At 73.1% G+C, this 12,308-nt stretch carries 11 protein-coding genes; 2 read left to right on the forward strand and 9 right to left on the reverse strand.

All coding sequences use genetic code 11. The features are described from left to right. From ACFU7Y_RS27640 to ACFU7Y_RS27665, 6 genes are all read right to left on the reverse strand, one after another. Nucleotides 1-444 (reverse strand): DUF6084 family protein (locus ACFU7Y_RS27640; RefSeq protein ID WP_380770006.1); only part of this gene is annotated, 444 nt, incomplete at its 3' end. Nucleotides 445-517: 73 nt separating this feature from the next. Next, nucleotides 518-1,165 (reverse strand): DUF5947 family protein, encoded by a 648-nt coding sequence (locus ACFU7Y_RS27645; protein WP_380770007.1) that lies wholly within the window; start codon nucleotides 1,163-1,165, stop codon nucleotides 518-520. Next, on the reverse strand, nucleotides 1,162-1,629 hold the full coding sequence (locus ACFU7Y_RS27650) for a thioredoxin (RefSeq protein WP_224278520.1): 468 nt from the start codon (nucleotides 1,627-1,629) through the stop codon (nucleotides 1,162-1,164). The genes ACFU7Y_RS27645 and ACFU7Y_RS27650 overlap by 4 nt, the downstream gene beginning before the upstream one ends. Next, complete coding sequence (locus ACFU7Y_RS27655; RefSeq protein WP_224278521.1) at nucleotides 1,626-3,413, reverse strand: nickel-dependent hydrogenase large subunit; 1,788 nt, start codon at nucleotides 3,411-3,413, stop codon at nucleotides 1,626-1,628. The genes ACFU7Y_RS27650 and ACFU7Y_RS27655 overlap by 4 nt, the downstream gene beginning before the upstream one ends. 118 nt (nucleotides 3,414-3,531) lie before the next feature. Beyond that, the gene (locus ACFU7Y_RS27660; RefSeq protein ID WP_224278523.1) at nucleotides 3,532-4,596 is read right to left on the reverse strand and encodes a hydrogenase expression protein HypE; all 1,065 of its coding nucleotides are present in this window, start codon (nucleotides 4,594-4,596) and stop codon (nucleotides 3,532-3,534) included. A 133-nt stretch (nucleotides 4,597-4,729) separates the two neighbouring features. Beyond that, nucleotides 4,730-6,442, reverse strand: a complete 1,713-nt coding sequence (locus ACFU7Y_RS27665) for an enoyl-CoA hydratase-related protein (protein WP_224278525.1) — start codon at nucleotides 6,440-6,442, stop codon at nucleotides 4,730-4,732. 159 nt (nucleotides 6,443-6,601) lie between these two features. Here ACFU7Y_RS27665 and ACFU7Y_RS27670 point away from each other — a divergent pair, with 159 nt between their 5' ends. Continuing rightward, nucleotides 6,602-7,033 carry a GNAT family N-acetyltransferase gene (locus tag ACFU7Y_RS27670; RefSeq protein ID WP_380770008.1) on the forward strand — a complete coding sequence of 144 codons (432 nt, stop codon included), beginning with the start codon at nucleotides 6,602-6,604 and terminating at the stop codon, nucleotides 7,031-7,033. Between the two features lie 68 nt (nucleotides 7,034-7,101). Here the strand turns inward: ACFU7Y_RS27670 and ACFU7Y_RS27675 are convergent, their stop codons facing one another. Next, nucleotides 7,102-8,265, reverse strand: coding sequence for a PP2C family protein-serine/threonine phosphatase (locus ACFU7Y_RS27675; RefSeq protein ID WP_224278528.1), 1,164 nt, complete (start codon nucleotides 8,263-8,265; stop codon nucleotides 7,102-7,104). Between the two features lie 300 nt (nucleotides 8,266-8,565). On the opposite strand from ACFU7Y_RS27675, the gene ACFU7Y_RS27680 reads away from it, so the two are divergent. Then, nucleotides 8,566-9,036 carry a signal peptide protein gene (locus ACFU7Y_RS27680; protein WP_380770009.1) on the forward strand — a complete coding sequence of 157 codons (471 nt, stop codon included), beginning with the start codon at nucleotides 8,566-8,568 and terminating at the stop codon, nucleotides 9,034-9,036. A 9-nt stretch (nucleotides 9,037-9,045) separates the two neighbouring features. Here the strand turns inward: ACFU7Y_RS27680 and ACFU7Y_RS27685 are convergent, their stop codons facing one another. Both ACFU7Y_RS27685 and ACFU7Y_RS27690 read right to left on the reverse strand, forming a co-directional pair. Further along, nucleotides 9,046-11,100: a transglycosylase domain-containing protein gene (locus tag ACFU7Y_RS27685; RefSeq protein ID WP_380770010.1), complete on the reverse strand. Its 2,055-nt coding sequence runs from the start codon at nucleotides 11,098-11,100 to the stop codon at nucleotides 9,046-9,048. 117 nt (nucleotides 11,101-11,217) lie between these two features. Next, nucleotides 11,218-12,308: zinc ribbon domain-containing protein (locus ACFU7Y_RS27690; protein ID WP_380770011.1), on the reverse strand; the 1,091-nt coding region annotated here is incomplete at its 5' end.

Genomic DNA, 12,308 nt, shown 5'->3' on the forward strand with positions numbered 1-12,308 from the left:
GTCCCAGGGCACCGGGCTGACCTGGAAGCCGCCGGGGCCGGCGAAGGCGGTGCCGGAGAAGAGCAGCAGCAGCGGCACCTCGCCGCCGTCCAGCGCCCGGAAGTAACGGGCCGAGGCGACCTCCTGGTCGTAGGTGCACGGAACCACGAGGTCGATGTCGGTCGCCCCGGTGAAGCCGGGCACCAGCAGCGGCACGGTGGCGAACTGGATCGGGTTGAGCGTGGTCGCCCAGCGCTCCCGCCCGCCGAACAGGTCGGCCAGCCGCTCGCCCTCGCCGTCGCCGTACGGCCGGCGGCCCGGTTCGATGCGCAGCTGGCACTGGAGGGCCAGGGCGTGCACCCGGGTTTCTGCCGGGGCCGTGATCCGCAGCCGGAACACCAGGGTCGGCCCGGCCGCGTACGGGTCGGACCGCACGCCGGTGCAGGCGAAGCCGAGCGCGCTCATGCGCCCACCTCGCTGCGCTCGGCGAGCGCTTCGCGCAACCCGCACCTTTCGGTGGTGCGCTCACTTCGTTCGCTCACACCGTCACCTCCGCGGGCAGCGGGCGGGCCCGGGCGGCCAGCCGCGCGAAGAACGCGTCGAGTTCGGCCCGTGCCTCGGCGCCGCCGTCGAAGCCGTGCCAGCACCGCCGCAGTCGGCCGACCAGCTCGTAGCAGACGTCGATCGGCACCAGGAAGCACGTCACCCGCTCCTCGGTGCGGCGCAGCAGCAGTGCCTCCACGTCCGGTTCCAGCGCGTCGGCCAGGCGGCTGCCGCCGAGGGCGCGCTGCCAGGCCTGCTCGTCCAGCTCGCTCTCGGTGGCTCCGGCCGGGCCGGGGTAGAAGGCGAGCGGCTGGTCCAGCACGGTGTTGCGGAACAGGAAGGCGGTACCGACCGGGATGCCCAGCTCGGACCAGGCCTGCTGGTCCAACTCGCGCTCCGGGTCGGCGAGGTAGCGGTCCGGAACGGTGCGGTAGCGGCCGCCGGCCGCGGCCGGCTGCTGGAACAGCAGGCCGCAGGCGGTGCAGGTGCAGGCCAGGGCGCGGTCCTCGATGTCCACCAGGTGGCGGTGGCCGGCGGGCAGGTCCCGGCCGCAGAACGCGCACTGCTCGGGGCGCGGCGGGGCCGGTTCGCGCAGCCGGTGCAGCAGGGCCGTCCCGTCGCGGGAGATCCGGCGGGTGTTCATCGCGCCTCCGCGGCCGGCTGCGGGCGGGTGCCGATCTGGAGCAGCTGCAGGGCGCGGTCCAGTTCCACGGCCGTCACCTCGGGTGCGTGGCAGGAGAGGGCGGCCGCCACCTCCTGCTCGCCGCAGCCGCAGCCGGTGGCCGTCCGGCGCAGCCGCAGGGTGCCGGTGGCCGGCTCGAAGCCGACCACCTCCACCCGCTCGGGCAGGGCGGCCAGCGCCCGGTCGATCCGGGTGGGGAGGTCCTCGGGGTGCAGGTCGTGCAGGAGCAGCAGCCCGGCGACGGCCGGGTCGTCCAGCATCCGCTCCAGAACGGGCGGGGGCAGTGCCGGGACCAGCCGGGCCAGGCCCTGCCCGTAGAACTCCATGAGTTCGCGGGCCAGTTGCTCACCCGCCTGCTCGGCGCCGCTGCCGGCCAGCGCGTCCAACGCCTGCTGGATCCGCAGCCCGGTCTGCTCGGCCGTCATGCGGTGAGCCCGCTCAGGCCGGTGGGGACGTGCATGGTCTGTACGGTGCGGCCGCCGCCGACGTACATGTGCACGCCGCAGGGCAGGCAGGGGTCGAAGCTGCGCACCGTGCGCATGATGTCGATGCCCTTGAAGGTCTCCGGGGGGTTCTCCTCGAAGATCGGGGTGTTCTGCACGGCGTCCTCGTACGGGCCGGGCGTGCCGTAGCTGTCCCGGACGCTGGCGTTCCACGGGGTCGGCGGGTACGGGTGGTAGTTGGCGATCTTTCCGTCACGGATCACCATGTGGTGCGAGAGCACGCCGCGCACGGCCTCGGTGAAACCGCAGCCGATCGACTCGTCCGGCACCTCGAAGCGCTCCCAGGTCTGGCTGCGCCCGGCGCGGACCTCGTCGAGCGCCTTCTCGGCGAAGTGCAGGGCGGCGGCGGCCGCGTAGGCCTGGAAGTAGGTGCGCGCGCGGTTGCGTTCGATGGCGTTGCTCCACTGCGGGATCTTCCACTCGAAGGTGACCTCGGGCTTGGTCATCGAGCGGGGCAGGTTGATCTGCACGCTGTGGCCGGTGGCCTTGACGTAGCCGATGTCGACCAGCCCGGACAGGGCGGTGGACCACAGGCGGGCGATCGGGCCGCCGCCGGTGTCGAGGGCGAGGTGCTCGGTGCCGTCGAACCAGCGCGGGGACATCACCCAGCTGTACTTGTCGTCGAAGTTGCGCTTCTGCGGGGCGGGGATGGTGTGCTGGTTCCACGGGTGCCGGGGGTCGACCGGGTTGCCCAGCGGGTCGTGGGTGACGAACAGCTCCTTGCCCTGCCAGTCCTCGTAGTAGGAGCTGCCGAGCAGGATGCGGATGCCGAGGTTGATCTGCGTCAGGTCGTTGGTGACGAGCTTGCCGTCCACCACGACGCCGGGGGTGACGAACATCCGTCGGCCCCAGTCCGTCATGTTGCGGTAGGTGAAGTCGCAGTGGTCGGGGTCGTTGAGGCTGCCCCAGCAGCCGAGCAGGACCCGTCGCCGGCCGACCTCCTCGTAGCCGGGCAGGGCCTGGTAGAAGAAGTCGAAGAGGTCGTCGTGCATCGGCACGACCTTCTTCATGAACTCGACGTAGCGCATCAGCCTGGTCAGGTAGTCGGTGAACAGCTGCACCGTCGCGACCGTGCCGACGCCGCCCGGGTAGAGCGTGGAGGGGTGCACGTGGCGGCCCTCCATCAGGCAGAACATCTCCCGGGTGTACCGGCTGACCTGGAGCGCCTCGCGGTAGAACTCGCCCTCGATCGGGTTGAGCGAGCGCATGATGTCGGCGATCGTCCTGTACCCGTGGTCGCCGGCGTGCGGGGCCTCGGTGCGCTCGGCCTGCTCCAGGACGCCGGGGTTGGTCTCGCGGACCATCTTCTCGCAGTAGTCGACCCCGACCAGGTTCTCCTGGAAGATGTTGTGGTCGAACATGTACTCGGCGGCCTCGCCGAGGTTGATGATCCACTCGCCCAGGTGCGGGGGCTTCACCCCGTACGCCATGTTCTGCGTGTAGACCGAACAGGTGGCGTGGTTGTCGCCGCAGATCCCGCAGATCCGGCTGGTGATGAAGTGGGCGTCGCGCGGGTCCTTGCCCCGCATGAAGACGCTGTAGCCGCGGAAGACCGAGGAGGTGCTGTAGCACTCCGCGACCCTCTTCTGCTTGAAGTCGATCTTCGTGTGGATGCCCAGGCTTCCCACGATCCGGGTGATCGGGTCCCAGGACATCTCGGTCAGGCCGCTGCCGTCGCCGGCCGCCCTGGTGGTCGGTGTTGCCATCGTGTCTGTCGTGTCCTTGTCTCGGCGAGCGGGGTCTGTGCGCGGGGCCGTGAGAACGGGTCCGCGAGCGGGCGGGCCGGCGGCGGCCGCACACCGGGCGGTGTGCGGCCCTCCGACGTCACCAGGGCGGGCGGTAGCCCGTGGTCAGGTGGCGGCCGGTGTGGCGCCACTTCGGTTCCTTGTCCAGCGTCTTCAGCGTGATCCCGCGCAGCCGGCGGATCAGCGAGCCGTACGCGCCGCTGGCGCTGGCGGAGACGCGCGAGCCGGGCGGCGGGTCCATGAAGGGCATGAACTTGTCCGGGAAGCCCGGCATGGTGCAGGCGATGCAGATGCCGCCGACGTTCGGGCAGCCGCCGATGCCGTTGGTCCAGCCGCGCTTGGCGACGTTGCACTTCACGACCGGGCCCCAGCAGCCGAGCCGAACCAGGCACTCGGGCGTGCCGTAGTCGGTGGCGAACTGCCCCTGCTCGTAGTAGCCGCCGCGGTCGCAGCCCTCGTGCACGGTGGCGCCGAACAGCCAGGCGGGCCGCAGCTTGTCGTCCAGCGGGATCATCGGCGCGGAGCCGGCCAGCTGGTACAGCAGGTACGTGAGCGTCTCGGCGAAGTTGTCGGGCTGGATCGGGCAGCCCGGCACGCAGACGATCGGCAGCCCGGCCTTGGACTTCCAGTCCCAGCCCAGGTAGTCCGGCACCCCCATCGCGCCGGTCGGATTGCCGGCCATCGCGTGGATGCCGCCGTACGTGGCGCAGGTGCCGATCGCCACCACGGCGGTCGCCTTGGGGGCGAGCCGGTCCAGCCACTCACTGGTGGTGACGGGCTGGCCGGTGGCGGGGTCGTCGCCGAAGCCGCACCAGTAGCCCTCCTCCTTGATCTTCTCGTTGGGGATCGACCCCTCGACGACCAGCACGAACGGCTCGATCTCGCCGCGGTCGGCCTTGAAGAACCACTCGACGAAGTTGTCCGCGCCCTGGACCGGGCCGCACTCGAAGTCGATCAGCGGCCAGTGCACCGCGACCTTCGGCAGGCCGGGCAGGGCGCCGGTGACGATCTCCTCGATGCTCGGCTGCATCGCGGCGGTCAGCGAGACGGAGTCGCCGTCGCAGCTGAGGCCGGCGTTGATCCAGAGAATGTGCACCACGTCGGTGTCGGTTGTTTCGGCTGTTGCAGCTGTTGCAGCACCCATGAGGATGCCTCCTCGGGGATGGGAGCCGGACGGAATGGCTCGAAAGCCAGTCATAGCAACGGTCCGGGTGGGGCGCCGGTCCGCGCGGCGGGATCCGGCCCCAGGGGAGGCAAGCCCGGCAGGGCCGTTCGGGTCACGCTCGGGCCGCGGGGCCCGTCAGCACCGGGCGCTTGTGGACGAACGCGGAACGCAGCGCGTGGTACGGCGATTCGGGTGTGAAGAACTGCCGGTGCATCACCGCGAGCTCCTCCTCCCGGTACGCGTCGAGCGGCTTCGTCCGCTCGTCGGCCTCGCGCGCCGCCTTCTTCGCCGCGATCCGATGCTGGGTGGTGGGCGAGGCGGCGAGCAGCCCGGCCAGGCGGGCCGTGGACGGCCCGAACTCCTCCGGCCCGCAGGCGAGCACCCGGTCGACCAGGCCGATCCGCTCGGCGGTGGCGGCGGAGACCGGCAGCGCCTGACGGGTCAGCCGCTCGGCCGCCGCCGCGCCGACCTTGCGCGGGAGGGTGTACGTCCAGTACTCCGACCCGTACAGCCCCATCAGCCGGTAGTGCGGGTTGAGGACGGAGCCACGGCGGCACCACACCTCGTCCGCGGCCAGCGCCAGCATCACCCCGCCGGCCGCCGCGTTGCCCCCGACGGCAGCGACCACCAGCCGGTCGGTGGTGGTGAGCACCGCGTCGACCAGCTCGTCCATCGCGGTGATGTTGTCCCAGGACTCGACGGCCGGGTCCGCCGCGGCCTCGATCACGTTGAGGTGGATGCCGTTGGAGAAGAAGTCCCGGTCCCCGCCGAGCACCAGCACCGAGGTGGGGCGGGCGACCGCGAAGCGGTAGGCCGCCAGCAGTCGGCGGCAGTGGCCGGTGGACATGGCGCCGCCCGGGAAGGAGAAGCGCAGGAAGCCCACCGCGCCGTCCTCGCGGTAGCGGATGTCCGACCAGACCGGGCCGTCCCCCTCCTTCGGCATCAGCGGCGCCGCCACCTCCGGCAGGGCCGGCAGCAGGCCTCCGAGCGCCGTCGCCGCCGGAAGCTTGACGCCCGCGGCGCCGCCAGGGGTGCGGCGGCGGAGTTCGGGAATCCACACCGCACCGTCCGAGGTGGCCCGGCACACGGCACCCGCCCGGGTGGCGAGCAGCTCGCCGGGGCGGCCGCGCAGCACCGGCTCGCGGTGCCCGCCGTGCAGGTACCAGGAGCCGCCGCACAGCTCGTCGAGCACCCCGGGCCGGGAGTCCGCCGCGCGGAGCCTGCGCAGCACCGCCTCGGTGGGGTCGGCCGCCCAGTCGATCCGGCGCTCCTCCTGGCGCAGGACGGGCCGGGTGCGCACGGTGGCGTGCCGGCCGGACCCGGACTGCGGCTGCGGCTGCGGCTGCGGCTGCGGCTGCGGTGTGTACGTGCCCGAGGCGAAACGCTCCACGGCGAGCAGTGCGGCCGCCGACGCCGCGTCGCCGACCTCGTTGCGGTACAGGTCGCTCTTGCCGTAGTCCGGCAGCCGGCAGGGCGCCCAGGCCCAGACCGGCCCGGCGTCCATTTCCGCCTCGGCCTGGAGCACCGTGACGCCCCACTCGGTGCAGCCCTCCTGGATCGCCCGGTCGAGGGAGGACGGGCCGCGGTCGCCCGGCGGGCCGGGGTGGACGATCAGGCAGGTGAGCCGCGACCAGACCTCCCGCGGGATCGCCGTGCGCAGTATCGGCGCGAGCACCAGGTCGGGCCGCAGGCGGCGCACCGCATCGAGCAACTCCTCGTCATCACCGGCCAGTTGGAGGTCCACGATGTGGCGCCGGTCGCGCAGTTCGGCGTGCAGCCGCTGGCTGAGACTGTTGTACGCGCTGGCGAGGAGAAGAATCCGCATGTCCGCCTCCGACGGGGTGATGCTCCGGGAACCCGGCGATCATCACCTCCGCCCTCATGGCCTCTCGCCCCGTCCGGCATGTCGCGCCGCGCGTTCACCCGAGCAGCCGGGGCCGGGCTGCGGACCCGAGCGGGCGCAGCCATGGGTAACATGTAAGACATGCTACCGACCAGTGGCCATTACGAAATCTGCCCCGGCGTGCCCACCGTCGAGGTCTTCCGCCGTCTGCGCACCGACGCCGGTCTCTCCGACAAGGCCCCCGAGGCGGTTGCGCTCGCCCTCCCCAACACCTGGTACGGCGTGGTCCTCCACCATGAGGGCGAGCCCATCGGCATGGGGCGGATCATCGGCGACGGCGGCACCGCGTTCCAGATCACCGACGTCTGCGTCCACCCCGCGCACCAGGGCCACGGCCTCGGCAAGCGCATCATGGCCGCCCTCACCGAGGAGCTGGAGCGCCGGGCACCCGCCACCGCGTACGTCTCGCTGATCGCGGACGGCCCCGCGCGGTTCCTCTACGAGAAGTTCGGCTTCGCGGACACCGCCACCCACGACTCGATCGGCATGTACCGCCTGATGGGCGGCCGCTGACGGCCCCACGGCTCGGCGGGCACCGCTTCGGCACCCACGTCGCCCCGCCCGCCCGGCCACGTCGTCGCCTACCGGCCGCGGTCCGTTCCGCCGGCCTGACCGGTACCGGGGGCTTCCACCGGCGGCCTCCGGACGGCGAGCAGGGCGGTGTCGTCCGTCAGCCGGCCACCGGTGTGCCGGACGACCTCGGCGGCCACCTCGTCGACCAGGCGCCCGGGGTCGATCGCCCCGGGGAGAGCGGCCAGCCGCTCCAGGTGGGCGCCCAGGGGGAAGAAGGCACCCGCCCGGTCGCGGGCCTCGGTCACCCCGTCCGAGACGATCAGGACCGTCTCGCCCTCGCCCAGGCGCAGCCGCCGGACCTCCGGCAGCCCGCCGGCCAGCTGGGCCAGCCCGATCGGGGCCCCGTTGCCCGGCGCCAGCCGGCGCACGCCCGCGGGGCCGAGGACGTGGGGACTGTCGTGGCCGAAGTTGACCACCTCCACCTCCCCCGGCGCGTCGGCGGGGAACCAGACGACCACCGCCGTGGCGAACCGCTCCTCCCGTTCCCCCAACTGCTCCGCCAGGAGGTTCTGCCGGTGCAGCCGCTCCTCCAGCCAGGACGCGACGGTGGCGAGGTCTGCCTCGTGGAAGGCGGCCTCCCGGAAGCAGCTCACCAGGGCCGCCGCCGTGGCGACCGCCGGCAGCCCCTTGCCCTGGACGTCGCCGAGGATGACCCGCGCCCCGAACGGGGTGGCCAGCACGTCGTAGAAGTCGCCGCCCACCCGGGCCTCGACGTCCGCGGCCAGGTAGCGCGCCGCCGAGTCCACCCCGCCCCACCCCGGCGGCACCGGGCGCAGCACCACCTGCCGGGTGGTCTCGGCGGTGCCCTGGAGGTGGCGGACGTAGGAGGCGGCCCGGGCACGGAAGATGCTGATCGGCACCGAGAGGACGGCCCCGGCGATCACGAGCAGGAAGTCCTCCGTCCCCTGGGACTTGCCCCAGATGCTGTCCAGGGCGGGGTAGGCGGCGATGGCGGCGAGGGAGAACAGCACGGTGACCGTCGGCCCGCAGAGCCCGGCGGCGACCACCGGGACCATGGCCAGCCAGCTGACGGACGCGAACGATTCGGGCGTGGCCGCGTCCACGCCCACCACCAGCGCGAGCACCGCCAGGGGCACCAGCCAGGATCGGTGGCCGTACCGGATCAGCATCGGCAGCCGCTGCCCCGGCTCCTCCACGGAACGCGCCCGCAAGCCGTCCCTCCCCTTCTCGCGACGTCCCCGGCGTTCCGGGTGCTCCGCGCGGGGCGAGGCCGCCGGGCGGAGGTTGCGCCCAAGGTAAGACGCCCTGGCCCGGCAAGGGCGGCGCAGCGGCGTGGTGGCCCCGCCGGTCGCACGTTCGGCCCAGTCGCACCGCCGCTCCCGGCGCTGCGCCCTGGCCCGGCGCGGGCCCACCGCATGCGGCTTTCCGGGTGAGGGCGCAGGGTGGTGTCGTACGGACCTGCCCACCGGTCGGCGCACCCGGCGACCCGGCCGCCGACCGAAGGAGGCGCCATGCGCACCCGGAAGACCCCTCGTCGGAGCCTGGCACTGGCCGCGGCCCTCGCCGCCCTGCCGGCGGCCGTGCTCACGGCCCCGGCCCAGGCGGCGGCCGGCATCCCGCCGATCGACTTCGTGGAACTGCCCGCCTCCCCGCTGCCGCCCGGCCACGCGACGCGGGCGATCACCGTCACGTACCGCAACAGCTCCCCGGCGGACCGGACGGTGGCCCCGCAGATCCTCATCGAGTCCCCCGAGAACGGCCCCTTCCTCGATCCGGCGAGCATCCGGCTCGACGTGCTCTCCACGGACGGCCGCTGGTGCACCGTGCCGCTCGCCAGCCAGACCGGCACGCTGTACACCCAGCTCATCCCGGCCAAGCTCGTCCTGCACGGCAATCACACGCTCACCGAGCACTACCGGGTCACGGTCGTCGGGTCGGCCCCGCTGCAGGGGACGGTCGAGCCCCGGGTGGCGCTCTACTGAGCTGGTCCGCTACGGGAGCTGCACCGGGGTGAAGGTTCCGGCCGGGGTGTCGGCCAGGGCGCCGTCCATGGCGTCACGCCAGATCGGGCCGGCCAGGGTGCCGCCGAAGGCCTGGTCGACCACCCGGCCGCCGATCCGCTGGCCGTCCAGCGGCTTGGGGTTGTCGGTGTCGCTGACCACGGTCGCGCCCGCCATCTCCGGGGTGTAGCCGACGAACCAGACCTGACGGCTGTCGTTGGTGGTGCCGGTCTTGCCCGCGCTGTCCCGGCCGGTGAGGCCGGCCGTCCGGCCGGTGCCGTCCTCCACGACGCCCTTGAGCATCGCGCTGACCGTGTCGGCGGTGGTGGACGACATCGCCGCCGAGCAGTTCGCCTGCGGCACCGCGAGCTGCCCGCCGTCGGGGCCGGTCACCGAGGCGATGGCGGTCGGCGCGCAGTAGGTGCCGTGGGCGGCGAAGGCCGCGTAGACGGCGGCCATCCCCAGCGGGGTCAGGTCGTTGCTGCCGAGCGTCATCGAGGGCACCACCTGGAGCTTCTCGCCGCCCGCCTGCTGGGTGATGCCGAGCTTGTCGGTCATCCGCGCCACGGTGCACAGGCCGGTGTCGGCCTCCAGCTTCGCGAAGTAGGTGTTGACGGACTGCGCCATGGCCGTCTTCATGTCGAACCGGCCGGTGAGGCTCTGGCTGTCGTTGTGCACCTGCCCGGCGGAGGGGAACCGGCCGCCCGAGCAGTCCGTCATGGCCGGCCAGGGGATGCTGTAGTCGGTGGTGTAGCTCTGGTCTGCCGGGATGCCGCTCTCCAGGGCCGCCGCCGCGACGACCGGCTTGAAGGTCGAACCGGTCGGGAACCCGAGGCCGCCGCCCATGGCCTTGCCGACGTTGTAGTTGATCTGGGTCTGGTGCTGCTTGCCGTCGACGCCGTACGGGCGGCTCTGGCCCATCGCCAGGATCCTCCCGGTGCCCGGCTGGACGATGCTCATCGCGGTCGCCGCCTGGTCGCCGGCGTCGACGTGGCCGGTGACCGAGGCCTGGAGCGCCGCCTGGGCCTCGGGGTCGAGCGTGGTGTGGATCTGCAGCCCGCCGCGCTGCCAGAGCGCCTGGCGCTCGGCCGCCGACTTCCCGAAGGCCGGGTCGGTGAGCACCACGGTGCGCACGTAGTCGCAGAAGAACCCCTCGCCCTGCTTGGCCAGGATGCAGCCCTGCTGCGGCGCCTGGACGTTCAGCCCGAGCGGGGAGGCGATGGCCTGCCGGGCCTCCTCCTGGGTGATGTGACCGTACTCGGCCATCTTGCGCAGCACGGTGTCCCGCCGGTCCTTCGCCGCCGTCGGGTTGACCGTCGGGTCGTAGCCGGTCGGCGACTGCACCAGGCCCGCCAGCAGCGCGGCCTGCGGCAGGGTGAGGTCCGCGGCGTGCACGCCGAAGTAGCGCCGGGAGGCCGCCTCGATGCCGTAGGCCTGCTCGCCGAAGAAGGTGATGTTCAGGTAGTTGGTGAGGATCTGGTCCTTGCTCAGGGTCTCCTCGACCTTGATCGCGTACTTCAGCTCCTGGATCTTGCGGCCGACGGTCTGCCGCTGCGCCTCCGCGACCTTCTGCGGGTCGTTGCCCGCCTCCTCGACGAAGACGTTCTTCACGTACTGCTGGGTCAGGGTGGACGCGCCCTGGGCGGTGGTGCCCGAGGAGGCGTTCTTGTCCAGGGCGCGCAGCACGCCCTTGAGGTCGATCGCGCCGTGCTCGTAGAAGCGGTTGTCCTCGATGTCCACCAGCGCGGTCTTCACCAGCGGGGAGATCCGGTCCGCCGGGACCACCGTGCGGTCGCGGTCGTACACGGTGGCGATCGTGCCGCCCTGCGCGTCGAGGATGGTCGAGGCCTGGGACAGCGGCGGGGTCTTGAAGTCGTCGGGCAGGTTCTGGAAGTCGTCCGCAGCCGACTGCGCGCCGAGCCCGACCGCCGCCACCGCGGGCAGCACCATCCCCGCCGCCACCACCCCGGCGATCACGCTCACCGCGACCAGCCGCGTCCCGTGCCCAAGCTTCCGCATGCCCGCCACCGCCCGCTGTTCCGCCATGACGGGTGACCGTACGCGGCGCAGATGAGGAACTCCTTGGAACCGCTCCGCCACGGCGCCGACGGGACGGACGCCGCGTTCGGGACCATCGGTTCCCTCCGGTGGCGGGCGGCGGGGTCAGGTGCGCTTGAAGAACTCCACCTCCGCGAGCGCGATGGCGCGGCCGGGGCCGGTTCCGGCGGCCTCCCGGACGGTGAGCCTCACCTGTGTCACGTCGCTGATCCCGGTCGGCACGGTCTGCGGGCCCGGCTGGTCGTCGAGCGAGATCTGCTGGGTGTGGACCTCGCCGTCCTTGGCCGTGACCTCCAGGGAGAGGACGGTGGGGCGTCCCTGCTGCCGGAAGTGCTCCGGGTCCACCGAGTCGCCGGTGTGGATGATCAGGTCCACCAGCCGGAACGGGGTGCGGAAGGAGAAGGTGACGGAGTCCCCGACCGCGGGTGCTCCCCAGTAGGTGTTGCTGAGGCCGTCGTCGGCCGCGGTGGCCGGATGGCCCTCGACGGCGGCGCTCGCCGAAGTGGCGACGGGGGTGATCGGCGCGGTACTGCGGAGCTTGTCCAGCACGTCCTGGAAGCCGTCCTTGCCGGCCGGGTAGAGCAGGATCCCGGCGACGATCACCGCGATGAGTGCGAGCAGCGCGATGGTGCGGCGCAGCGCGTTGCCCGAGCCGCCGATCCGCACCCGGCGCCGGAACGGCCAGCGGGTGCGCCACCAGGGCAGCTCGGGCGCGGCCTCGGTGGCGGTCAGTGGTGCGGCGCAGCGGCGGCAGAACTTCCGCCCGGGCAGGTTGGGCGTGCCGCACTGGGGGCAGGGCGGGCCGTCCTGGGTCTCGGCGGCCTCGGTCGGCCGGCTGACGGGGCGGGGTGCGACGGGCTTGGCGGGCTGGACGGCCACCGGGTCGGCCTGCGGGGCGGGGACGGGAGCGGGGGCCTGCGCGGGAGCGGGCCGTACGGGGGCGGTGCTCGGGCGCGAGGGCTCGGCGGCGGGCGGGGCCGCGGGCTCGGTCGCCGGGGGCCCGGCTGTCGGGGGCTCGACAGCCGGGACGGGCTGCTGCCCCGGCTTGGCGGCCTCCTCGGCCTCCGCCCTGGCCCGCGCGGTGCGCCGCGATGCGCTCCGCCGGGTGGATTCGACGGCTGCGGGTGCGGACTCGGACGCCGGCTTGGGCGCCGGCTTGGGCACAGGCGTCGGCTCGGGCTCGGCGGGCGCCGGCC

The organism is Kitasatospora sp. NPDC057542, from assembly GCF_042801945.1.
Taxonomy (GTDB): Bacteria; Actinomycetota; Actinomycetes; order Streptomycetales; family Streptomycetaceae; genus Kitasatospora.